This window comes from Methylobacterium sp. 88A (genome assembly GCF_000376345.1).
Lineage (GTDB): Bacteria > Pseudomonadota > Alphaproteobacteria > Rhizobiales > Beijerinckiaceae > Methylobacterium > Methylobacterium bullatum.
In genome coordinates this window covers 2,511,322-2,531,935 of record NZ_AQVT01000001.1, presented here as the reverse complement: position 1 = coordinate 2,531,935, position 20,614 = coordinate 2,511,322, and the positions used below count along the sequence as shown (strand labels likewise).

19 protein-coding genes and 2 pseudogenes are annotated in these 20,614 nt (G+C 66.2%); 10 read left to right on the top strand and 11 right to left on the bottom strand.

What is annotated here, in order from left to right:
- Positions 1–80: 80 nt before the first annotated feature.
- A pseudogene (locus A3OM_RS25255) lies at positions 81–390 on the top strand (transposase); the annotation flags it as partial.
- A gap of 21 nt (positions 391–411) precedes the next feature.
- On the opposite strand, the pseudogene A3OM_RS25250 reads toward A3OM_RS25255, so the two are convergent.
- The 6 genes and pseudogenes from A3OM_RS25250 to attM all read right to left on the bottom strand — a co-directional run.
- A pseudogene (locus tag A3OM_RS25250) lies at positions 412–802 on the bottom strand (transposase); the annotation flags it as partial.
- Positions 803–1,255: 453 nt separating this feature from the next.
- Positions 1,256–2,017, bottom strand: coding sequence for an SDR family oxidoreductase (locus A3OM_RS0112065; RefSeq protein WP_018044015.1), 762 nt, complete (start codon positions 2,015–2,017; stop codon positions 1,256–1,258).
- Positions 2,018–2,019: 2 nt separating this feature from the next.
- A complete protein-coding gene (locus tag A3OM_RS0112060; RefSeq protein WP_018044014.1) occupies positions 2,020–2,451 on the bottom strand; it encodes a cupin domain-containing protein in 432 nt (143 codons plus the stop codon).
- Between the two features lie 20 nt (positions 2,452–2,471).
- The gene (locus A3OM_RS0112055; RefSeq protein ID WP_018044013.1) at positions 2,472–3,257 is read right to left on the bottom strand and encodes an SDR family NAD(P)-dependent oxidoreductase; all 786 of its coding nucleotides are present in this window, start codon (positions 3,255–3,257) and stop codon (positions 2,472–2,474) included.
- Positions 3,258–3,259: 2 nt separating this feature from the next.
- Positions 3,260–4,105 carry a fumarylacetoacetate hydrolase family protein gene (locus A3OM_RS0112050; protein WP_018044012.1) on the bottom strand — a complete coding sequence of 282 codons (846 nt, stop codon included), beginning with the start codon at positions 4,103–4,105 and terminating at the stop codon, positions 3,260–3,262.
- Positions 4,106–4,126: 21 nt separating this feature from the next.
- Positions 4,127–4,912 carry an N-acyl homoserine lactonase AttM gene (gene attM, locus A3OM_RS0112045; protein WP_018044011.1) on the bottom strand — a complete coding sequence of 262 codons (786 nt, stop codon included), beginning with the start codon at positions 4,910–4,912 and terminating at the stop codon, positions 4,127–4,129.
- A gap of 174 nt (positions 4,913–5,086) precedes the next feature.
- Between attM and A3OM_RS0112040 the strand changes: the two genes are divergently transcribed.
- Entirely contained in the window at positions 5,087–5,494 is a 408-nt protein-coding gene (locus A3OM_RS0112040) for an acyl-CoA thioesterase (RefSeq protein WP_198290824.1), read from the top strand.
- 17 nt (positions 5,495–5,511) lie between these two features.
- Here A3OM_RS0112040 and A3OM_RS23925 read toward each other — a convergent pair whose 3' ends face one another.
- The gene (locus A3OM_RS23925) at positions 5,512–5,967 is read right to left on the bottom strand and encodes a MarR family transcriptional regulator (protein WP_018044009.1); all 456 of its coding nucleotides are present in this window, start codon (positions 5,965–5,967) and stop codon (positions 5,512–5,514) included.
- A gap of 149 nt (positions 5,968–6,116) precedes the next feature.
- Complete coding sequence (locus A3OM_RS0112030) at positions 6,117–8,459, bottom strand: bifunctional salicylyl-CoA 5-hydroxylase/oxidoreductase (protein ID WP_026175972.1); 2,343 nt, start codon at positions 8,457–8,459, stop codon at positions 6,117–6,119.
- Between the two features lie 242 nt (positions 8,460–8,701).
- On the opposite strand from A3OM_RS0112030, the gene A3OM_RS0112025 reads away from it, so the two are divergent.
- From A3OM_RS0112025 to A3OM_RS0112005, 5 genes are all read left to right on the top strand, one after another.
- Entirely contained in the window at positions 8,702–10,369 is a 1,668-nt protein-coding gene (locus A3OM_RS0112025; protein WP_018044007.1) for a benzoate-CoA ligase family protein, read from the top strand.
- Complete coding sequence (locus tag A3OM_RS0112020) at positions 10,366–10,857, top strand: thioesterase family protein (RefSeq protein ID WP_018044006.1); 492 nt, start codon at positions 10,366–10,368, stop codon at positions 10,855–10,857. Before A3OM_RS0112025 ends, A3OM_RS0112020 begins: the two co-directional genes overlap by 4 nt.
- Before the next feature lie 5 nt (positions 10,858–10,862).
- Positions 10,863–11,276: a RidA family protein gene (locus A3OM_RS0112015; RefSeq protein ID WP_026175969.1), complete on the top strand. Its 414-nt coding sequence runs from the start codon at positions 10,863–10,865 to the stop codon at positions 11,274–11,276.
- A gap of 4 nt (positions 11,277–11,280) precedes the next feature.
- A complete protein-coding gene (locus A3OM_RS0112010; RefSeq protein ID WP_018044004.1) occupies positions 11,281–12,123 on the top strand; it encodes an alpha/beta hydrolase in 843 nt (280 codons plus the stop codon).
- 407 nt (positions 12,124–12,530) lie between these two features.
- The gene (locus A3OM_RS0112005) at positions 12,531–14,066 is read left to right on the top strand and encodes an FAD-dependent oxidoreductase (protein ID WP_018044003.1); all 1,536 of its coding nucleotides are present in this window, start codon (positions 12,531–12,533) and stop codon (positions 14,064–14,066) included.
- A gap of 141 nt (positions 14,067–14,207) precedes the next feature.
- Here the strand turns inward: A3OM_RS0112005 and A3OM_RS0112000 are convergent, their stop codons facing one another.
- Positions 14,208–15,239, bottom strand: a complete 1,032-nt coding sequence (locus A3OM_RS0112000; protein WP_018044002.1) for an AraC family transcriptional regulator — start codon at positions 15,237–15,239, stop codon at positions 14,208–14,210.
- 217 nt (positions 15,240–15,456) lie between these two features.
- On the opposite strand from A3OM_RS0112000, the gene A3OM_RS0111995 reads away from it, so the two are divergent.
- From A3OM_RS0111995 to A3OM_RS0111985, 3 genes are all read left to right on the top strand, one after another.
- Positions 15,457–15,921, top strand: a complete 465-nt coding sequence (locus A3OM_RS0111995) for a cupin domain-containing protein (protein WP_018044001.1) — start codon at positions 15,457–15,459, stop codon at positions 15,919–15,921.
- A 118-nt stretch (positions 15,922–16,039) separates the two neighbouring features.
- Entirely contained in the window at positions 16,040–17,056 is a 1,017-nt protein-coding gene (locus tag A3OM_RS0111990) for a transporter (RefSeq protein WP_210162314.1), read from the top strand.
- Positions 17,057–17,357: 301 nt separating this feature from the next.
- Positions 17,358–17,597, top strand: coding sequence for an Lrp/AsnC family transcriptional regulator (locus A3OM_RS0111985; protein WP_026175967.1), 240 nt, complete (start codon positions 17,358–17,360; stop codon positions 17,595–17,597).
- A gap of 688 nt (positions 17,598–18,285) precedes the next feature.
- On the opposite strand, the gene A3OM_RS0111975 is transcribed toward A3OM_RS0111985, so the two are convergent.
- A complete protein-coding gene (locus A3OM_RS0111975) occupies positions 18,286–19,647 on the bottom strand; it encodes a CmpA/NrtA family ABC transporter substrate-binding protein (RefSeq protein ID WP_018043997.1) in 1,362 nt (453 codons plus the stop codon).
- A 162-nt stretch (positions 19,648–19,809) separates the two neighbouring features.
- A complete protein-coding gene (locus A3OM_RS0111970) occupies positions 19,810–20,577 on the bottom strand; it encodes a sulfite exporter TauE/SafE family protein (protein ID WP_018043996.1) in 768 nt (255 codons plus the stop codon).
- Positions 20,578–20,614 lie beyond the last annotated feature (37 nt).

The following is a 20,614-nucleotide window of genomic DNA, read 5'->3' as shown; positions in this document are numbered from 1 at the left end:
TCGCCCGATCAGGAAACACGGCGCATGAACTGAACCGCACCGGGTTTCCCGGAGGCCCCGACTCTTGCGAGGTTGGAGCCATGACGAAGCGAACCCCACCGTCTTCCCCTGAGGTCCGTGAACGCGCTGTGCGGATGGTGTTGGAGCACCAGGGCGAGTACGACTCTCAGTTCGGTGCGATCCGCTCGATCGCCGCGAAGATCGGCTGCTCGGGCCAGACTCTGCGGAATTGTGTAGGCCAGGCCGAGCGGGAGCGGGGTCAACGAGCGGGCCCGACGACGGACGAGCGCGAGCGGATCAAGGCGCTGGAGCGGAAAATCGCGAACTCCGGCAGGCGAACGAACCGAAGGACCGCGCAGCGAGATCCTGAGAAAAGCATCGGCGTATTTCGCCCAGGCGGAGTTCGACGGACCGTGGCACTGCGCCCTTGTCCATCAAAGCGTCCAGCGCGAACTGCTCGTGGCGCTCGCCGGCCGTCAGCACCGCCGCGACCGGCTTGCCGCCACCCTCGGCGCGCAGATCCAGTTTGGTCGAGTACCCGCCCTGACTGCGCCAGTAAGCGTTGCAGAACTTGGTCGAACATTCCGGCCTGCCGCCAGCGGTAGAACTGGCTCGACATGGACCCGACAGGACCATAGGGCACCGGCAGATCCGCCCAGGGCGCACCCGTGCGTAGGATCCACAGCATGCCCTTCAAGACCTGACGCTGATCCTCGGCAGGCCGGCCCGTGCGCGGCTTCTGCGCAGGCAGCAGCGGGGCGATCTGTTTCCACTGCGCGTCGGTCTGTTCGTCGCGTCGCATCCCGCCAGCATGGGGGTTGATCACTCTACCTGTGAACCCTTTGCAGAGACGCCCTGGTCAGCGGTGGAGGCTCGGGGCTCATGGGGCACGTGGCTCTTTCCTTTCAGCGGAAAAAAGCTCGCGTCCATGTAATGCAGCAAGACAATCGATTCCCGCTCGAACGATGCTCGGCACGACCATGCCGTTGATTGACTATTCACCCGAGCATGCCTTCAATGCAGAAATCTCAGTGGGCGCAGCTCTTAAACGAATGAATGGGACGTAGTTCCACGCTTCTCGGCTTCGAATCAATATTCACCTTGAGACGGATATTACCGTTGTTCGCGTATGCCATCCGGCAGTAGCTTACTTCGATCTCCAAATTCCCGGCATACGAAACCACCGGCAGCACCGTAGAAATCATAAGCGCCGTTCTCGTCTCGACGAACGCCCCTCCGCTTCGAAGGAGGCGGGTCAGAGCTCCCCACCCGCGACCGTGACAACCTGACCGGTCATGGCACCCGCGGCGGCTCCGCAGAGCCAGGCAACGGCGTCGGCGATCTCGTCGGGGTGGATGAGGCGACCCTGGGGGTTGTGGCGCACGAGGGAGGCGAGCGCCGCGTCCCGGTCCCGACCGGTCACGGCCATGATCCGCTCCAGGCTGTCGCCGACGAGGTCGGTGTCGGTGAAGCCGGGGCAGACCGCGTTGACGGTGACCCCGCTGCGGGCGGTCTCCTGGGCGAGCGCCCGGACGAGGCCGACCACTGCGTGCTTGGCCGCGCAATAGGCGGAGACATAGGGGTAGCCCTTCTGTCCGGCGGTCGACGCGATGGCGACGATCCGGCCGAACCCCCTGCGCGTCATGTCCGGCAGCACCGCCTGCGCGGCGTGGACCACGCCGAAAAGGTTTACATCCAGCATTCGCTGGAAGAGTGCGGCGTCGCTGCGTTCGAAGGGGCTGGATTCGGCCGCCCCCGCATTGGCCACCAGAAGGTCCACGGGGGCGCGCGCCGCGATCTCCGCGAAGACGCGGACGATCGCCGGCCCGTCCGTCACGTCGACGGGGACGGCGTGATGCGCGACGCCCTCGTTAACAGCCTGCTCCAGCGCTTCGGCATTGCGCCCGAGGATCGTCACCGTGGCCCCATCCCGGACCAGCCGCGCCGCGATCGCGCGGCCGATGCCGCGGGCGCCGCCGGTGACGACGGCGTGGCGGAGAGGACCGGATTCGCCCACGGTCAGGCTCCGGGCCGGACGTAGCCGGGCAGGCTCGCATCCGGCACGTCGTCGAGATTGACCACGATGTTCTCCGGTGTGCGGGCCGTGAGCCAGACGAGATCGTCGGTGGAGCTCATGTTCGCCTCGACATGGGGCATGAACGGCGGCACGAACACGAAATCGCCCTCGCGCATGTCGATGTACTCGGCATAATCCGGGCCGAAATAAATCCGCGCCCTGCCCCGCAGCACGTAGCCGCCGGTCTCGGCCTCACCATGATGGTGTGGCAGCGAGCGGTAGCCCGGCGCGTTGCTGACCTTGCCGTACCAGATCCGCGTGGCGGGTGTGTGCTGCGGGCTGACACCCGAGATGCGCACCGCGCCGCCGGACTGGCTGGTGCGGGTATCCTCCTCGCCGGCACGGGTGACGACGGGCTTCAGGGGCTCGGACATGTGTGTTTCCCTCGCAATGCTCACAGAAGGCCGGTCTCGATGGCGACGCGGCGATAGGCGGCTCCGGCGGTGAAGCCGCCGTCGATCACGAAATCCTCGCCGGTGATGAAGCTCGCCTCGTCGCTGGCGAGGAACCGGACGAGACGCGCGACCTCGTCGGGCACGCCCGGACGACCCATCGGCGTCAGGCCGATCATCGGGGCGAGATGCGGCGAGCCGGCGTTCAGTCCCGTCACCACGAGGCCCGGGCAGACGGCATTGACACGGATCCGGTCGCCGACGAGTTCCATGGCGGCGGACTTGGTCAGCCCGCGCAGGCCCCATTTGCTTGCGGTATAGGCAGGGTCGGCATGGCCGGAGAAGGCCGAGTTCGAGGCGATGTTGACGATGCTCCCGCCCGTGGACGCCCGCATGGCGGGCGCGACCGCGCGGATGCCCAGGAAGGCGCCGGTGAGATTGACCGCGAGCACCCGATTCCAGGCGTCGAAATCGGTCGCCGCTACGCCGGTGCGGTTGATGATGCCGGCATTGTTGACGAGGATGTCGAGGCGACCCCGCCAGGCCAGGGCCTGCACGACGAGGTGTTCCCAATCCTCCGGTCGGGTGATGTCTGCGGCCTGGAAGCGCGCATCGAGACCCTCGGCCCGCAGGTCCGCGGCATAGGCCTCGCCCGCGTCGGCGAGCACATCGCAGATCGTGACGGCAACGCCGGACTGTGCCAGGAGGCGTGCCTGTGCCGCGCCCTGGCCGCGACTGCCGCCGGTGACGAGGGCGGCCTTGCCGCCGAGATCGCAGAAGGCATCCATCGTCAGGCCCCCTGGACCACGGCTTGGCGCTGCTCGCCGAGCCCGTCTATGCCCAGATGCATGGTTTGCCCGGCGCGCAGGAACACCGGAGGCTTCTGGCCGAGGCCGACTCCGGGCGGGGTTCCCGTGGCGATGATGTCGCCCGGATGGAGCGTCATGAACCTGCTGATGTAGCTGACGAGTTCGGCGACGCCGAAGATCATCCGCGCGGTGCTGCCGGTCTGCCGCCGCACCCCGTCGACATCGAGCCAGAGCCCGAGGGATTGCGGATCCGGCACTTCGTCCCGCGTCACCAGCCAGGGGCCGAGCGGACCGAAGGTGTCGGCACTCTTGCCCTTGGTCCATTGGCCGCCGCGCTCGGACTGGAAGGCGCGCTCGGAAACGTCGTTGACGACGCAGTAGCCGGCGACGAAATCGAGGGCCTCGGCGCGGGTGACGTGCTTGGCGCGTGTCCCGATCACCACGCCGAGTTCGACCTCCCAATCGGTCTTCTCGGAGCCGCGCGGGATCTCGACGGCGTCGTTCGGGCCGCAGACGGCGCTCGTCGCCTTCATGAACAGCACAGGTTCCGTGGGTGGCGTCTTGCCGGTCTCGGCGGCATGGTCGGCGTAGTTCAGGCCGACACAGACGAAGTTGCCGATGGCGCCGACGCAGGCGCCGATGCGGGGTGTCCCGCCCGCGAGGGGCAGACTTTCGAGATCGAGGGCGCGCAGTCGGCTCAGGCTCTCATCCGACAGGCACGACCCGGCGATGTCGGACAGGTGATCTCCGAGGTCGCGGATGCGGCCTCGATCATCGAGAAGGCCGGGACGCTCGACGCCGGGCTCTCCGTATCGCAGCAGTTTCATGCCGTATCTCCGGAAGGTGATTCAGTAGAAGACCGGGAACTGGGCCAGCGTCGGCCACAGGACGGGGTCGTGCCCCGGCACCACGCGGGCCTGCGCCCCCTCGGCGACGGCGCGCAGCTTGCCGACGGAACGCACCGCCTCCGTGACCGAAGTGACGGCACCGGGCAGCGCGCGGTCCTCCCAATGGTCCATGGTGTCGGCAGCATCGATGGCGAGCAGGGTGGCGCCGCGCGGCGTCCGCACCAGGAAGGATTGGTGCCCCACAGTGTGGCCGGGGGAGCGGATGCAGGTGATCGCCCCGTCGCCGTAAAGGTCGTGGAAGTCGCTCCAGGAATCCTCCAGCAGGCGCCAATCGAGGTTCGGGCGGTCGAAATCGGCCCGCACGAAGGCGCCGGCGCAGAACCAGTCGGGGGCGAGGGCGTACTCGAGGGCCGCGCGCTGAACCACATGCCGGGCGTTCGGGAAGACGCCGATAGCGCCCGTGTGGTCGAGATGGAGATGAGAAAGAAGTACGGTGCGCACGTCCGACGGATCGAAGCCCGCCGCCCGCATCTGCGCGGCGCAATCCTGCCTGGGTGCGACGCGCGGCACGAACACCTCGGCGACGGAGCCCCAATGCCCGAACGGGTCGGTGGCACAGACAGCCGGAAAGCCGCCGTCGATCACCACATGCCCGCGCGGATGCGTGATGAGATACCAGGGCACCGGAATCTCGAACGGTTCGCCCAGGCCCTGGTTCAGGTAGATGTCCTGATACCGGCAGCGGAGTGTGCCGGTCTGAAAGAGATGAAGGCGGACCTCGGACATCGTTCCCCCGAAGTTCCTGATCGTATAATTTCTTCAAGCTTGAATTTTATGCAGATTGGCTCGAAGCTTGGACGCCTGTCAAGACATGTTTCAAGCTTAAAGCTTGATCGCCATGCATCCGTCGCCTAGGCTCCCGAAAAGCGGCGGGCGAGCCCGCGTCGGGGGACAGGATCGATGGGCCAGATGACGGAGCAGGCAACAAAGGAGTCCCAGTCCCCTCAAGGAGCCCTGCCGCTTCTGCGCACTTTGACCCTCCCGTCGGAAGCGAACCTCAACGGCGGGGTGTTCGGCGGCTGGATCATGGCGGAACTCGACAAGGCGGCCGGGCTTCTCGGGATGCGGCGGGCGCGGGGGCCGTGCACGACGGTCGCGGTGGAGAATCTGCGCTTCGTCGCGGCTCTCAAGGTCGGCGAGGAATTCTCGATATACGGACAGGTCGAATCCGTCGGCCGCAGCTCGATGCGGCTCAGGCTCGACGGCTTTGCCGCCGATCCGTCCGGGGGGGAGCCACGCCGCGTGGTCGAGGCACTTTTCGTGGCCGTCGCGCTCGACGATGCGGGACGCTCGCGGCCGCTGGCGTGATGCGTCCGGGTCGTGCCTCAGGTGCCCCGGCGGCGTGATGGCTCGCGGGGCGCGATCCCGTCATGCGCGGAGCGTTTGAGGCGGGCCAGGCTTTCCGTCAGCGTCGTGAGTTCGGCCTCCGAGAGGCCGGCGAATAGCTCGTCGACCCAGCCGCTATGCGCCTCCGCCATGGTACGGAAGGCAGCACGGCCCGCATGGGTCAGGCGGATGATCTGGACACGACGGTCGGTCGGCGAGGGTTGGCGGGTGATGTAGCCATTGGCCAGCAACTTCTCGACCACAGCCGTGACGTTACCGGCCGAGACCATCAGGAGCTTCGAGGCTTCGCCGAGCACAAGCCCGTCCTCGGCCTTGTCGAGCTGGGCCAGGAGATCGAAGCGCGGCAGAGTGAAGTCGAACTGCTCGCGCAGGCGCGAGCGAATCTCGTTCTCGATCAAAGTGGTGCAGGTGAGAAGGCGCAGCCACGCGCGCACGCTCGTACGGGCGTCCCGCCCCTCCGCTCCCGCCGAAACGCCGCCGTCTGCTGTCTCACCCAAAACCAGAACCCCGGCGCGATCACCGCCCCCGAGGGCATCAGCCCGATTTCGTCGCGCAACGCAAATACGAGCGGACGCGCCCCCGCTCACGATGTCTCGGCCGAGGGCCGTGCCCGCAACTCGGCTCGGGTCCTGGGACGCCCACGCAGCTTGAGATCCTCCAGGTCCGCGCGGTCACGCACGGAATTGCGGAACACCTGATCCTTGCCGGGGGCATATTGGGGTGGGCAGTGGATCTCCTCCGCGCCGTACCAGGCCGCCGCCCGCAGGGTGAAGCCCGGATCGGCGAGATGCGGACGCCCGAGGGCGACGATGTCCGCCCGGCCGGCCGCCAGGATGGTGTTGATCTGGTCCGGCGTCGTGATGTTGCCCACGCACATGGTCGCCGTGCCGGCCTCGTTGCGTATCCGCTCCGCGAAGGGTGTCTGGAACATCCGCCCGTAGAGGGGGCGCGAGGCGGTGACGGTTTGGCCGGTGGAGACGTCGACAAGGTCGACGCCGGCATCGCGGAAGGCGTTCGCGATCGCCACCGAGTCCTCGGGTGTCAGGCCGCCCTCGGCCCAGTCGGTCGCCGAGAGGCGGACAGACATGGGCTTGTGGAGGGGCCACGCCGCCCGCATCGCCGCGAACACCGCAAGGGGAAAGCGCAGCCGGTTCTCGAGGCTGCCGCCATAGGCGTCCGTACGGTGGTTCGTGAGCGGCGAGAGGAAGCTCGCCAGCAGGTAGCCGTGGGCGCAGTGCAGTTCCAGCATATCGAAGCCCGCCCGCTCGGCGCGGTGCGTGGCGGCGACGAAATCGGCGGTCACCGCCTCCATGTCGGCGCGGTCCATCTCCCGTGGCACGGTGCCGTCCGGGAGATAGGGAAGGCTCGAGGCCGACATCACCTCCCAGCCGCCCGTGTCGAGGGGGCGGTCGATGCCCTCCCACATGAGCCTGGTCGCACCTTTTCGCCCGGCATGGCCGAGCTGGAGACAGAATTTCGTCGCCGCGTTCGCGTGGACGAATCCGACGATGCGGGTCCAGGCCGCTTCCTGTTCGTCCGTGTAGAGCCCGGCGCAGCCCGGCGTGATGCGAGCCTCGCGCGAGACGCAGGTCATCTCGGTGAACATCAGGCCCGGGCCACCGATGGCCCGCGCGCCGTAATGGACGAGGTGGAAGTCGTTCGGAACGCCGTCCTTCGCCGAGTACAGGCACATGGGCGACATCGCGACCCGGTTGGGGATCACCATCTCGCGCAGGCGGAGGGGCTGGAACATCGGCGCGGCGGGCCTGTCGAGGGAGACGTCGAAGCCCGCCCGCCGCACGCCTTCGGCGAAGGTGCGATCCATCTTGGCGACGAAGTCGGGCGCGCGCAGGCGCAGGTTGTCGTAGGTGATCGCCTTCGCCCGCGTCATCGCCCCGAAGGCGAACTGCACCGGCTCGAAATTCAGGTAGCGCGCCACGTGCTCGAACCAGACGAGGGAGACGTCGGCCGCGTGCTGGATCTTCTCGACCGCCTCGCGCCGCCCGCTCTCGAAGCGGCCGAGGGCCGCGGAAACCTCCGGCTCGGCCACCAGGGCCTCGTAGAGCGCGATGGCGTCCTCCATGGCGAGCTTGGTGCCGGAGCCTATGGAGAAATGCGCCGTGGCCTTGGCATCGCCGAGCAGGACCCGGTTGCCGCGCACCCAGCGTGCGTTGCGGATCATCGGGAATTGCCGCCAGATCGAGCGGTTGGTGAGCAGCGGATGCTCACCCAGGAAATCGGCGAAGACGCGCTTCATGAAGGCGGCCGAGCCGGCCTCGTCGAGTCCGCCGAGCCCGGCGCGAGCGAAAGTCTCGGGGTCGGTCTCGAACACCCAGGTCGAGCGCCCGCGCTCATACTGATAGGCATGGGCGATGAACGGTCCCCACTCCGTCTCGCGGAACAGGAACGTGAAGGCGTCCAGCGGCTTGGTCGAACCCATCCAGACAAAGCGGTTCGGCCGCAGGTCCACCGTGGTGCCGAAATGCTCGGCGTGGCGCTGCCGGTAGGCGCTGTTGATGCCGTCGGCTACGACGACGAGGTCGTGATCGTCGAACGCCTCCGCGTCGGCCTCCGCCTGAAAGACCATCTCGACGCCGAGGGCGAGGGCGCGCTCCTGCAGGATACTCAGCAGGGTCGATCGCGCGCAGCCGCAGAAGCCGTTGCCGCCAATCCGGTGGACCTCGCCCTTCACGTGGATGGCGATGTCGTCCCAGTAGGCGAATTCCTGCGTAATCCGGGCGTAGCTTTCGGGGTCGTAGCGCTCGAAAATGTCGAGGGTGGCGTCCGAGAACACCACCCCGAATCCGAAGGTGTCGTCGGGCCGATTGCGCTCGTAGACGGTGATCCGCGCGGCCGGGAACCGCTTCCGGACCAGGATGGACAGGTAGAGGCCTGCCGGACCCGCGCCGACGACGGCGATGCGCAGGGCCGTGGCCCGGCTCGGGCTCCCGTTCGCGGGCAATTCGCCCGGCCGGGCTTCCGGACCGACGGCATTGACCTTGGTGACCACACCCATCGCATCCTCCCGGATCGCCCGGCCCAATCGCCGTTGGCCCGCGACATGCTTGAGGCTTAAAGCACCTTGCACCGAGGCGCAATATGCTTTAAGCCTCAAGCATTCCGGCGGACAACGCGGTCCGGCCCGATCCCGAACGCGAGGGCCTCACCGTGGATGCGCCGTCCGAACTCGCAAGGGGAATTGCCGCCCCTATCCTCGACACCTTCCCCCGCGACCATCTTCCGCCGCGCGACACCTGGCCCGACCTGCTCGTCGCGCTGCCGGACCTGCGTTACCCGCGCCGCCTGAACTGCGTGACGCAGTTCCTGGACCGTTGGATCGTCGAGGGGCGTGGCCATGCCCTCTGCCTGATCGGCGAGCATGAATCGCTCACCTATCGCCAGCTCTTCGAGCGCGTGAACCGCATCGCCAACGTGCTGGTGAACCGGCTCGGCCTCCAGCCCGGCAACCGCGTACTCCTGCGCTCGGGCAACACGCCGATGATGGTGGCGACCTACCTCGCCGTGCTGAAGGCGGGGGGCATCGTCGTCGCCACCATGCCGCTGCTGCGGGCGCGGGAGATCGCCTATCCGCTGAACAAGGCGCGGATCGCCATCGCTCTGTGCGATCGTCGCCTCGCGGATGACATGGAGGGTGCGCGCGCCCACGCGCCGGGCCTGGAACGGGTGGTCTACTGGGGCGGCGGGTCCAACTCCCTCGAGGCACTGATGAGCGCCGAGAGTCCGTCCTTCACCGCCGTCGACACCGCGGCGGACGAGGTCTGCCTCATCGCCTTCACGTCCGGGACCACGGGGGAACCGAAGGGAGCGATGCACTTCCACCGCGACATGCTCGCGATCTGTGACACCTACGCCCGGCACGTGGTCCGGGCCGGGCCGGACGATCGCTTCATCGGTTCCGCGCCCTTCGCCTTCACCTTCGGCCTCGCCATCATCCTGTTCCCGATGCGGGTCGGCGCTTCCGCCGTCGTTCTGGAGAAGGCCGGTCCCGAGGATCTGGCCCTGGCGATCGGACGTGAACGGGCCACGATCTGCTTCACCGCGCCGACCGCGTATCGGGCCATGCTGGCCAAGCGCACGGCCTACGATCTCTCATCCCTGCGCCGCTGCATTTCGGCGGGGGAATCCCTCAACCGGGCGACCTTCGACGCCTGGAAGTCCGCGACCGGCCTGACGCTCCTCGACGGCATCGGCGGCACCGAAATGCTGCACATCTATCTCGCTTCTCCGGAGGAAGAGGTGCGCCCCGGCGCCACAGGACGGCCGGTGCCGGGCTACGAGGCCCGTGTGGTCGACGAGCAGGGTCACGAGGTGGCACCGGGGACGATCGGGCGTCTCGCCGTGCGCGGTCCGACCGGCTGCCGCTACCTCGCCGATCCGCGCCAGACCACCTATGTCGTCGACGGCTGGAACTATCCGGGCGACAGCTACCTCATGGATGAGGACGGTTACTTCTGGTATCAGGCCCGCTGCGACGACATGATCGTCGCCTCCGGCTACAACATTTCCGGGCCGGAAGTGGAGGCCGCCCTCCTGCGCCATCCGGATGTGCTCGAATGCGGCGTCGTCGGTGCGCCCGATCCCGAGCGCGGGACCATCGTCAAGGCCTACGTGGTCCTCGCCCCCGGCGCGACGGTGCACGCAAAGACGCTCCAAGATTTCGTCAAGGCCGAGATCGCGCCCTACAAGTATCCACGCGCCATCGACTACGTCGCCAGCCTGCCCAAGACGGCCTCCGGCAAGATCCAACGTTTCGAGCTGCGTCGGCTCGCCGCCGAGCAGGCCGCCGCGGGGGCGTCGGTCGCGGTGCCGGCATGAGCGCGGCGGGCCGCGCGCCGGCGCCGGTTCTGGCGCATCAGGAGGGTCTCTTCAGCTTGCCCGTGCGCGTGCGCTTCTCGCATTGCGACCCGGCCGGCATCGTGTACTTCCCGCGCTGGTTCGACCTGCTGAACGGTGTGGTGGAAGACTGGTTCACGGACGGGCTCGGCCTGGATTACCGGGGCTTCCACGAGGAGCGGGGCATCGGCCTCGGCTACGGACACGCCGCGGCGGATTTTCTTAGGCCTGGTTTCTGGAACGACCGCCTGGATGTTTTTCTCCGCGTCGCACGGATCGGCGGCGCCTCGCTGGAGCTCGCCCTGACGGCGTTTCGCGACGTAGAGCCCGTGCTCGCCGCCCGCCTCGTCATCGTCACCACCGCTCTCGCGGAGCGCCGCGCGATCCCCCTTCCCACCGATCTGCGCGTGGCGGCCGAGCGCTACCGCGACGCCCAGCCACAGAACCACGCATCCGGAGACAGCCCGTGAGCACCATGATCGAGCCCCCGCGCCGGAGCGCCGCCTTCCTGCAGCCCACCAGTTGGCCCGCGCCGCGCGGATACGCCAACGGCATGGCCGCCTCCGGCCGGCTCGTCGTCACCGGCGGCATCGTGGGCTGGGACGAGACCGAGCGCTTCCCCGATGGGCTCGTCGCCCAGGTCGATCAGGCCCTCCGAAACATCCGGGCGATCCTGGCGGAAGCGGGCGCCGAGCCGCACCACCTCGTGCGGCTGACGTGGTACGTCACGGACATGGACGCCTATCTCGAAGCCCGGCGCGACCTTGGCGGCATCTACCGTGACGTGTTCGGCCAGCATTTCCCCGCCATGGCCCTGGTACAGGTCGTACGCCTCGTCGAGCCGCCGGCCCTGGTCGAGATCGAGGCCACCGCCGTGATTCCGGAGTAAGCCGATGACGCCGGCCGAACGCGACAGGCTGGATCGCGAATACAATGCACGACTGAGCGTTCCGAGCTTCGAGGTAGAGTACGCGCGCTACGTTGCGGCGAGCGCCGAGGTCGTCGATCGGTTGGAGCGAGTGGCGGGCCTCGTCTACGATCCGGCCTCGGGCGAGACCCTCGATCTCTACCCGGCGGGTCCGGGAAGCCCGCTCTTCCTCTGGATTCACGGCGGCTATTGGCGCGCTTTGTCGAAGGACGACAACGCTTTTCCGGCCCTTGGCCTCGTGCCGAACGGTGTCTCGGTGGCGGTGATGAATTATTCGCTCGCCCCCGCTGTCGACCTCGACGAGATCGTGCGCCAGACCCGCGCGGCGCTGGCCTGGCTCCACGCCAACGCCGCCACCTACGACATCACGGGCCGCCGCATCCATGTGGGAGGCTCCTCGGCCGGCGGTCATCTCGGCGGCATGCTGCTGGCGGATGGCTGGCACCACGCCTTCGGCGTTCCGGAGAATACGATCGCGTCCGCCCTGCTTCTCTCGGGCCTGATGGACCTCGAGCCCCTCATCGACACCCACATCAACGCGTGGATGAAGCTCGACACGGTGTCCGCCCGTCGCAACAGCCCTTTGCACCGGATCCCCCAGCGGTCACAGGCGCACCTGCTGGCCTCGGTCGGCGGCTTGGAAAGCGACGCCTTCAAGGCACAGACCTTGGATTTCGCTCACGCCTGGACCGAGGCCGGCCATGCCGGACACCAGATCGAGATGCCCGGCTACCATCACTTCGACATCGCCTTGAGCCTGCGCGAGCCGGCCGGTCCGCTCGCCCGGGCCGTGTCGGCACAGTGCTGACACGACCGCCGGCCGATCGCCGCGTCGGCGCTGCACGTTCGGATGCTCTTTGCGGCGCAGCGCACCCAACATCGTTCGAAATCCATGAAACCAGAAACCCCGCCCGACGAAGGCAGGGTTTTTCGTATTCGGGTAGGCTGATGGGTCAGTCGAACCTGAGGCGGCCAATGCTCAGGACGTCGGAAAACCGCCCGTTCATTGTGCAGGCCCAGCGGTTTATTCTTTGGGAATACCTCGCCCCGGACAGATTGCTTCCTCGAACGGACAAATATTGGCGCTTGTAAGATATTGCTGCGCGATCTGGATAGGTGGGACGTGTTCAGGATAGCTCGGCGCACAGTCTGACGTGAGATTTTCTCCATGAAAGCACGCCCCGTCTGGGACGTCCGTGGAGGAAGGTTCAAACCATGGTCACGCAACGCACCGTCTGCGTCATCGGCTCGGGCATCAGCGGGCTCGCCGCCGCCAAGGCGTTCCAAGAGCGCGGCCACCGCGTGACGGTGCTGGAACGCGGCCCCGAACTGGGGGGCGTGTGGGAGCCGTCACACTCCTATCCGGACGTAAAGACCCAGACCCCCAAGGGGATCTACGCCTTCAGCCAGATGTCGATGCCGGCCGATTATCCCGAATGGCCGTCCGGCGGCCAGGTCTTCGCCTACCTGCGCGCCTATGCCGAACGCTTCGGCCTCCTCTCCCTGATCCGCTTCGGCCAATCGGTGACCGCCCTGACGAAGCGGACGGATCGCGGATGGGACGTGGCGACGACGGGCGCCGACGGCGTGGTGCGGACAGAGCGTTACGACTTCGTCGCCCTCTGCACCGGGCAGTTCAGCCAGAAGAACACGCCGGTCCATCCCGGCGCCGACGCGTTCCGGGCAGCGGGAGGGACGATCTTGCATTCGAGCGAGCACACGGACGCCGAATCGGTGCGGGGCAAGCGAGTCATCGTACTCGGGTTCTCGAAATCGGCGACCGACGTGGCCGTGAGCGCGGTGAAGCACGGCGCCGAGGCGGTGACGCTCGTCTTCTTGGAGCCGGCCTGGAAGATCCCGTATTTCTTCGGCGGCCTGGTGAATTTCAAGAACATCCTCTATTGCCGCGCCGCGGAGTCGATGTTCCTGCCCTTCAATGCCGGCCCCGTACGACGCTTCGTCCAGAAGCTCGCCACCCCGCTGATCTGGGCGAACTGGCGCGCCCTGGAGGCGCTCCTGAAGGTTCAGTTCAAGCTCGGCAAGAACGGCCTCCTGCCCGGGACGCGGATCGAGGACGACATCCATTGCAACCTCGCGGTCGAGACGCCGGGCTTTTATAAGCTCGTCACGGACGGCAAGATCACGGCGATCCAGGGCACCATCACCGCCTATGACGGGGCGAACGCCGTGCTCACCGGGGGGCAGCGCCTGCCGGCCGACCTCGTGGTCATGGCCACCGGCTGGCGCCAGGAGATTCCGATCCTGAACGACTCCGACCGTGCCAAGCTCGTGGCCGAGGACGGACAGTACAAGCTCTACCGGATGATCGTGAACCCGGATCTGGCGGATCTCGGTTTCGTCGGCTTCAACTCCAGCTTCGCGACGAACCTCTCGGCCGAACTCGGAGCCAACTGGCTCGTGCGATTCATGGATGGACGACTCGCGCGGCAGCCAAGTCGCGCGCAGATGGAGACGGGGATCGCGCGGTCGCTTGCGTGGCGCCGCACCGAACGTCTCTCCGCCAGGACCTATGGTGGCCTGTGCATCGCCCCCTACCACAATCACCACTTCTCCGGGCTGCTCGCCGATATCGGCGTCCGCACTCGGGAGGCGAACCCGATCACCGCCGCGTTCGCGCCCTTGCGGCCCCCCGTCTACGCGAAGCTGCTCGCGCAGGCTCCGGCCTATCAGGCGACGCCCGCCGCCGAACCGGCCAACCTCACGGTCGTCGAGGCGTCGCACGCCGCCTGAACCGGACTCGCAAGAGCGAAGTCCAGCGCTCCCCGCCGACCGCTCTCCGCGTCGGTGGGGAGCGCGCCGGTGTCGAAGAACGCCCACCGGTTCGTGTTTCGACACAAGCCCCAGGGCGCTCCGCCCGCGGATCGGCCGGGATCAGCGATGCCGTTTGCGCAGGGTCCGGGACGGGACTTCGCCGAAGCGGGCCCGGTAGGCGGCGGCGGCGCGTCCGAGATGATTGAGGCCGACGGAGAGCGCAAGATCGCCGACCTTGACCTCCGGGCCGGAGGTGAGGATCAGGGTCCGCCAGCGGTCCAGGCGCTGCGCCATGATGAAATCCGAGATCGTACTGTCCCGGAATTGCCGGAACCCCTCCTGCAGTGAGCGAATACTGCTGCCGGCCTTATCGGAGATCTGCGGCAGGGTCAGTGCGGCGTCGAGATGGGCGCGAATATAGTCTTCGGCCCTGCGAACATGGACGGGCGCCACGGATGCACGGTGCGGTCGCAGGAGGACGCCTCCCTGTTCGGCATGTTCGAGCATGTGCCCGACGAGCAGCGTGACGAAGCCTGAGGCCAGTTCGCGCTCGAACACGTCGGTGCCGGCAACGCCCCCCTGCACCCGGCTCTCGGCGAGATGCAGCAGCAGCTTGGCTTGCGACAGGATCGCCGAACCGCGCGGGAGCCCAAGGTCAATGCCCGGATCGAAGCCGAAGAGCTTCGGAATCCGGTCGAGAACCCGGACCACGTGCTCCTCCAGAAGCTCGCGCGGGACGAGGATGATCAGTTTCTCGCACCCGGCCTCCCATACCATCTGGGTCGGCATCACCGGCGAGAGCAGGGTCGCCCGCTCGGTGTTGGCGATGGTGGTGTAGCGTCCGTTCCGAACCACCGCCGATCCGGCGAGGGGGATCTGCACCAGGAAGAACCGGTCCAGACAACCGGGATCGATCTCCACCCCGGCGCCGTAGGCGACGTAATTGATGGTCAGCCCACCGAACGCCACGGTGTGGTGCCGCGCGTCGAACAGGGCTGCGGCGCCTACCGGAACGAGACTGTGCGGACAGAAGAGGCGCCCGATCCGCTCGCGCGCTTCGTCGGCATCCCGGGTTTCGACGCGGGCGTATTGCGCCAGGGGACGGGCGTCGTACGGCCGCTTCGGTGGCGCGTGTGATGGGTCTTCGTCCATGGCCTCGTCTTTCGCTCAGGCCTGTCTGCGGACGGTGCCTGTTGCAGCAAAACCAGCACAAGGTGCGCCAAACCGAAATTCACGCTTTCCTGCGCGATCTGGATAAGGTGGACGCTAATTGGATAGCCCAGTCTGGATCCAAATATCAGTATTAATTGATTCGAACGTTCGGGTTTTACAATAAGTCTGCTGAATTATTCATCATAGTGAGTAGATCATGAGCGATATCGGACCGCTACCGGCGGGCATCACGAGATCCGGCGAGGGCGTCGATGGAACGGTGTGGAATATCCTGGGGCACACCTATTGGTTCAAGGCTAATTGCGACAGCGCGTTCTCATTCGAGACCTACGATCCGCCGGGAACGTTCGTTCCTCCGCATATCCACCCGACGCAGGACGAGTTCCTTTACGTCCTGGAGGGAACGTTCGATCTCTACTTGGATGGACAATGGCTGCAGGCCAAGTCCGGCGACCTCGTCTGCATGCCCAAGGGTAAGCCGCATGCGTATTACAACCGAACCGACACCCCCAACCGCGCGATTTTCTGGGTCAGCCCTGGCCGGAAGCTGAAGGAGTTGTTCGGCCTCCTGCACGACCTGACCGATCCGGAGGAGGTCGTGCGCCGCTCCGCCATCTGCGAGGTGGATTTTTTGCCGCCGGGCTCCGTTCCGGGCGCCTGAACCCGAATCGGTGCAGCATGACCGAACAATCGGATCCCACACATCAACGACACCGCGTTTGGGCGCCGAGCCCGACCGCCGAATGACTCGCGACGCATCCGGAACTGACGGGACAATCATGACGAACCAAATGGTCGAGCGGCCGAAACGGATTCGGACACGCACGAAGAAAAGCGCCGCCGGCCGGGCACGCCTCGTGCGGCACGCGGCACTCGCCCTGGCGACGCTCGCCGGCCTCTCGGGACCAGCGACGGCCTACGACCTGCCGAGCCTGAACCTCGGCTTCTCGAGCTTCCTCGACGGCGCGCCGCCAGCGGGGCCCGGCTGGTACCCGACCCAGTACCTGCAAGTCTATTCGGCCGGGCGCCTGACCGACAATCGCGGCCGCAGCCTTGGCCTTCCGCGTCAGGACATCAGCGTGTTCGCGAGCCTGACGCAGCTCCTCTACATCTCGCCCGTCAAGATCGGCTCCGGCGCCCTCGGCTTCGACATCATCATCCCGGCGATCATCTCCTCGAGTGCGGATGACGGCCTGGGCGGCGCGGCCCTGAAGGCTCAGCAGGGTATCGGCGACCTTCTGATCGGACCGTTCATCCAGTTCGATCCGATCATGGGGGAAAAAGGGCCGTTGTTCTTCGGTCGCATTGAGGCGCAGATGATCCTGCCCACCGGCCGTTACGACGCGGCTGCGGCGGTCAATCCCGGATCGAACTTCTTCTCGTTCAATCCCAACGTTGCCGGCACCCTGTTCCTGACGCCGGACTGGACCGTCTCGGTTCGTCTCCACTACCTTTGGAACGCCAGCAACGACCGCCCGAATGTCGGGTTCGGCCCGGCCGTCCTCTCGACCCAGGCTGGACAGGCACTGCATGCGAACTTCGCCAGCGAAGTCAGCGTGACGAAGGAGTTGAAGCTCGGCGTCAACGGTTATTGGCTGCAGCAGATCACTGACACGCTCGCGAACGGCGTCGCCGTTCCCGGCCGACGCGAACGCGTCTTCGCCCTCGGTCCGGGAGCATTGTGGGCGTTGAACAAGGAAAATTTCCTGTTTTTCAATGCGTATCAAGAGTTCGGCGCGCAGAATCGCCCGGAAGGCCAGCGTTATGTCATGCGCTGGGTCGGACACTTCAATTAGCCGTGTCTCGTCATGTCAGGAGATCGGCGCTCTTAGCAAACGTGGGGCCGTCGCCGGTACGTCGAAGGCGGCGTCCTCGCGCGGGGTCGGCATGGCCCACGACCTCGGTGCCTAGACGACGAAGCTCAACGCTAAGGCGGGGGGATCTTCATGGGAACGTCAACGCTTTTGCCGAACGTCTCAGACGCGCTCGACCAATTGACGCAAATTGCCCATTCCTGCTCCGCTTAGGCCAGCGTAGAGGAGCTTTCGCGAGAAAGGCTTGATTCGCTCGCCTGCAACCGATTCGATTGAGGGAAATATGAAAACTTTTTTTGTTCAAATAAAATGCGAGATCGGAAAGACATACGAGATTTCTGAAAATCTATTGTCTCTCAACATAGCATCGGAAATTTACTCGACCGCCGGAAAATTCGATATCATGGCAAAATTTCATGTTGATAATGAAGTCGACATTGGGTTGTTCGTCAACGACTTCCTCGGCAGACTGCCGGGCGTAAGAGATTCTGAGACGATCATTGGATTCAAGGCTTTTATTTAAGGCTCTTGCTTGCCTAGGTTCGCAAGGCAAGCATCTCCCAATGGAAGCTCGGCATCTGCCTCCTGTCCGTGCCCTACTGAGAGTTGCGGGAGATTTCGCAGGAAGGCTGAGATATGGTCACTTGGGTGGTCGGGTGATCGAGAGGCCTCGCCGGGGCGAAGGCGAGCGGCACGAACACGCCCTGAGCCGTGGCGGCCCTCTCGGCGAAGAATTACCGACAAAGCCCTTCCCACTCCTGAACAACCGCTCCTGCGGCGGGCCGGCGGCAAGGCTGTGGTGGGTATCATCGCTGATCTAGAGCACATGCATGCCCATCAGCCCGGCGACGCGCTCGGCCTCGGCCTTGTCCCTAGCGGCAAACCGCGAAGCGTGGGGGCGGTGGCGTTCGTCGCGGCCGAATGGGATCAAGCCTGGCGGTAGGGCGGTGGCTATGCTGATTACGGTGGCCATCGTCATGAATGGGCTCCAGCGTCGATAAAGGCGGCCCGGGGGCCGCCTTGCGTTGAGTGTGAGGGGGAGGATGCAGCCGATTGGGCTCGGGCGGCGGTAGTGATCGCAACGGCAGGCTCATCGAGGGCATCCGTTCAGCTGCAAACAGGCCGCAGCGACCCTCACCTCATAAGATTATAGTCTTAGTTTCAAACTTGGGCTGACTCATGACTTGCGCTAAGTTGTAGGCGAGAATGGCTCAGCCCGCCCGCTTGATCTTAAAGGAGTCGATGTACTCCTTCGGCTTGGCCGGATCGAAGGTCTTACCCATGACCACGAAGGTCTTCGTAGTGCCCTCCGGAGGCGTGAGGCCCGCCTCCCGCATCAGGCGCATGGCGTCGGTGGCTAGGTAGACCTGCTTCGCGATGGCCGCGTAGTTGACGTCGCCCTTGATCTGACCCCAGCGCTGCATCTGGGTCAGCGTCCAGACCGCGAAGCTCTCGTATGGGAAAGGATCGAAGGCGACGCGCTTCGGATCCTTCTTCACGCCGCCGAGCCCATCCGCATAGGTACCGGTGAGGACCTGCTCGATGACGGTCTGAGGCTGGTTCAGGTAATTCGCCGGAGCGATGGCGGCAGCGATGTCCTTGCGGTTCTCGGGCTTGGAGGCGTGCGCCGTCGCTTCCATGATGGCCCGCAGCAACGCCGCCGTCGTGTTCGGCATCTGCTGGATCGTGTCCTGCGCGATCGAAAAGGCGCAGCAGGGATGCCCGTCCCAGATCTCCTTCGACAGGATATGGATGAAGCCGACGCCATCGTAGACCGCGCGCTGGACCACGTTGTCGGGGGCCAGGAACCCGTCGATATTGTCGGCCCGCAGGTTGGCGACCATGTCGGGCGGCGGAACCGAACGCAGCTGCACATCCGCGTCGGGATCGATGCCGTGCTCGGCCAGATAGTAGCGCAGCAGGTAATTGTGGTTCGAGTAGTCGAACGGAATGGCGAACTTCATGCCTTTCCAGTTCTTCGGGTCGCGGTTGTCCCTGTGCTTCATCGCCAGGCAGATCGCCTGGCCGTTGACGTTCTCGATGGCCGGCACCGCGAAGGGCACCGCGGCCGAGCCAAGCCCCAGGCTGATCGCGATGGGCATCGGCGCCAGCATGTGGGCGGCGTCGTATTCCTTGTTCAGGGTCTTGTCGCGGATCACCGCCCAGCCTGCGGTCTTGACCACATCGACGTTCAAGCCCTGCTTCTCATAGAAGCCCATGGGTTTCGCCATGATGATCGGCGTGGCGCAGGTGATCGGGATGAAACCCACCTTGAGGTCGGTCTTCTCCGGCTTGCCGGCATTCGCGAAGGCTTCGGCCACGAACCGCGTCGGCAGGAGCTGGCTGATCGCCGCCGCGGCGGTGGCGGCGCCGACGCTTCGGAGGAAGGCGCGGCGCTCGGCTTCCCGGGGGAACACGGCACGCATCATCGACGCCTCGACGACCCGCTGGACAGCGGCGTCGCCCGTCGGGAGCGCCGCCTCGTGCTCGGCCTGGCTCACATGCACCCCGCAGTTGCAGCCACGGCGGCTCAGGCGGGGTCGTGAACCGGAAGACTTATCGAACAGGGCCATCGCGGACTCCGGTGATGATCGTTTAGAAAAATGGCAGCAAGAACTGAGCCGGCAGGTCTGTTTTGGGAGAGCGGCCGAAGGCCAGTACTCGTTCGGATCTCAGGCCGGATCGTCTTCATTCGCGGTGTCGGCCGGTGGCGAACACCCACGTTGCGCTCGGATCTACCGCATCAGCATCACCAGCCCCGCGCCTCCGATGATGGCGGCCAGCACCGTGTCCAGCGCGCCCTTGCGGGCGATACAGACGGAACGAAGACGAAGGCCGATGAGGCCGCCTCCCGCTCCCCCGGCCACGAAAGCCAGGACGAGGGCCCAATCCACGAGGTGGGACAGCGCGTAGCTCAGCCCGGTCGTCACCCCGAAGGCCGTGATGACCACGAGGGAACAGCCGACGGCACTCACCAGCGGCATCCCGGTGGCGGCGACGAGTCCGGGGACGATGAGGAAGCCGCCGCCTATGCCGAAGAAGCCCGACAGCAGGCCCGTGGCGCTTCCGTAGCCGACGAGTTTGGGCACGCTCTCCCGAGTGACCTCCAACGGCGCGGCGGCCGGTGCGAACCGCCGCTTCAACATCAGGCCCGCCGCCGCGAGCATTACCAGCGCGAACAAGAACTGCAGGCGGTGCCCGTCGAACTGCTTGCTCAGATCCGCGCCCAGCAATGCGGCGAGGATGCCGGCCGCCCCGAACAATCCCGCCGCTCTCCACGGGACCCGCGCGACCCGAAGATGGCCGACGAGGTTGACGAGAGAACAGGCGGCGACGGCGAAAGCGCCCGTTCCCACCGCCACATGGGTGTTGCGCAACCCCACCACGTGGATGAGCATCGGGAGGGCGAGGATTGAGCCGCCGCCGCCGACCAGCCCGAGGAGGAGCCCGACCAGCGAACCGGAACTCGCGCCGAGAGCGTATTGCACGGGTTCGAGCGTCAACACCCGCTCCCCTCGATCGGCCGGATCGGGCGCTGCG

Bases quoted from the DNA above. Each gene is read 5' to 3' on its own strand.
- A3OM_RS0111985 (WP_026175967.1), top strand. From the start codon at position 17,358: ATGAAAACTTTTTTTGTTCAAATAAAATGCGAGATCGGAAAGACATAC.
- A3OM_RS0112050 (WP_018044012.1), bottom strand. From the start codon at position 4,105: ATGAAACTGCTGCGATACGGAGAGCCCGGCGTCGAGCGTCCCGGCCTT.
- A3OM_RS0112060 (WP_018044014.1), bottom strand. From the start codon at position 2,451: ATGTCCGAGCCCCTGAAGCCCGTCGTCACCCGTGCCGGCGAGGAGGAT.
- A3OM_RS0111975 (WP_018043997.1), bottom strand. From the start codon at position 19,647: ATGGCCCTGTTCGATAAGTCTTCCGGTTCACGACCCCGCCTGAGCCGC.
- A3OM_RS0112000 (WP_018044002.1), bottom strand. From the start codon at position 15,239: ATGGACGAAGACCCATCACACGCGCCACCGAAGCGGCCGTACGACGCC.
- A3OM_RS0111990 (WP_210162314.1), top strand. From the start codon at position 16,040: ATGACGAACCAAATGGTCGAGCGGCCGAAACGGATTCGGACACGCACG.
- A3OM_RS0112005 (WP_018044003.1), top strand. From the start codon at position 12,531: ATGGTCACGCAACGCACCGTCTGCGTCATCGGCTCGGGCATCAGCGGG.
- attM (WP_018044011.1), bottom strand. From the start codon at position 4,912: ATGTCCGAGGTCCGCCTTCATCTCTTTCAGACCGGCACACTCCGCTGC.
- A3OM_RS0112015 (WP_026175969.1), top strand. From the start codon at position 10,863: ATGATCGAGCCCCCGCGCCGGAGCGCCGCCTTCCTGCAGCCCACCAGT.
- A3OM_RS0112010 (WP_018044004.1), top strand. From the start codon at position 11,281: ATGACGCCGGCCGAACGCGACAGGCTGGATCGCGAATACAATGCACGA.
- A3OM_RS0111995 (WP_018044001.1), top strand. From the start codon at position 15,457: ATGAGCGATATCGGACCGCTACCGGCGGGCATCACGAGATCCGGCGAG.
- A3OM_RS0112020 (WP_018044006.1), top strand. From the start codon at position 10,366: ATGAGCGCGGCGGGCCGCGCGCCGGCGCCGGTTCTGGCGCATCAGGAG.
- A3OM_RS0112040 (WP_198290824.1), top strand. From the start codon at position 5,087: ATGGGCCAGATGACGGAGCAGGCAACAAAGGAGTCCCAGTCCCCTCAA.
- A3OM_RS0112055 (WP_018044013.1), bottom strand. From the start codon at position 3,257: ATGGATGCCTTCTGCGATCTCGGCGGCAAGGCCGCCCTCGTCACCGGC.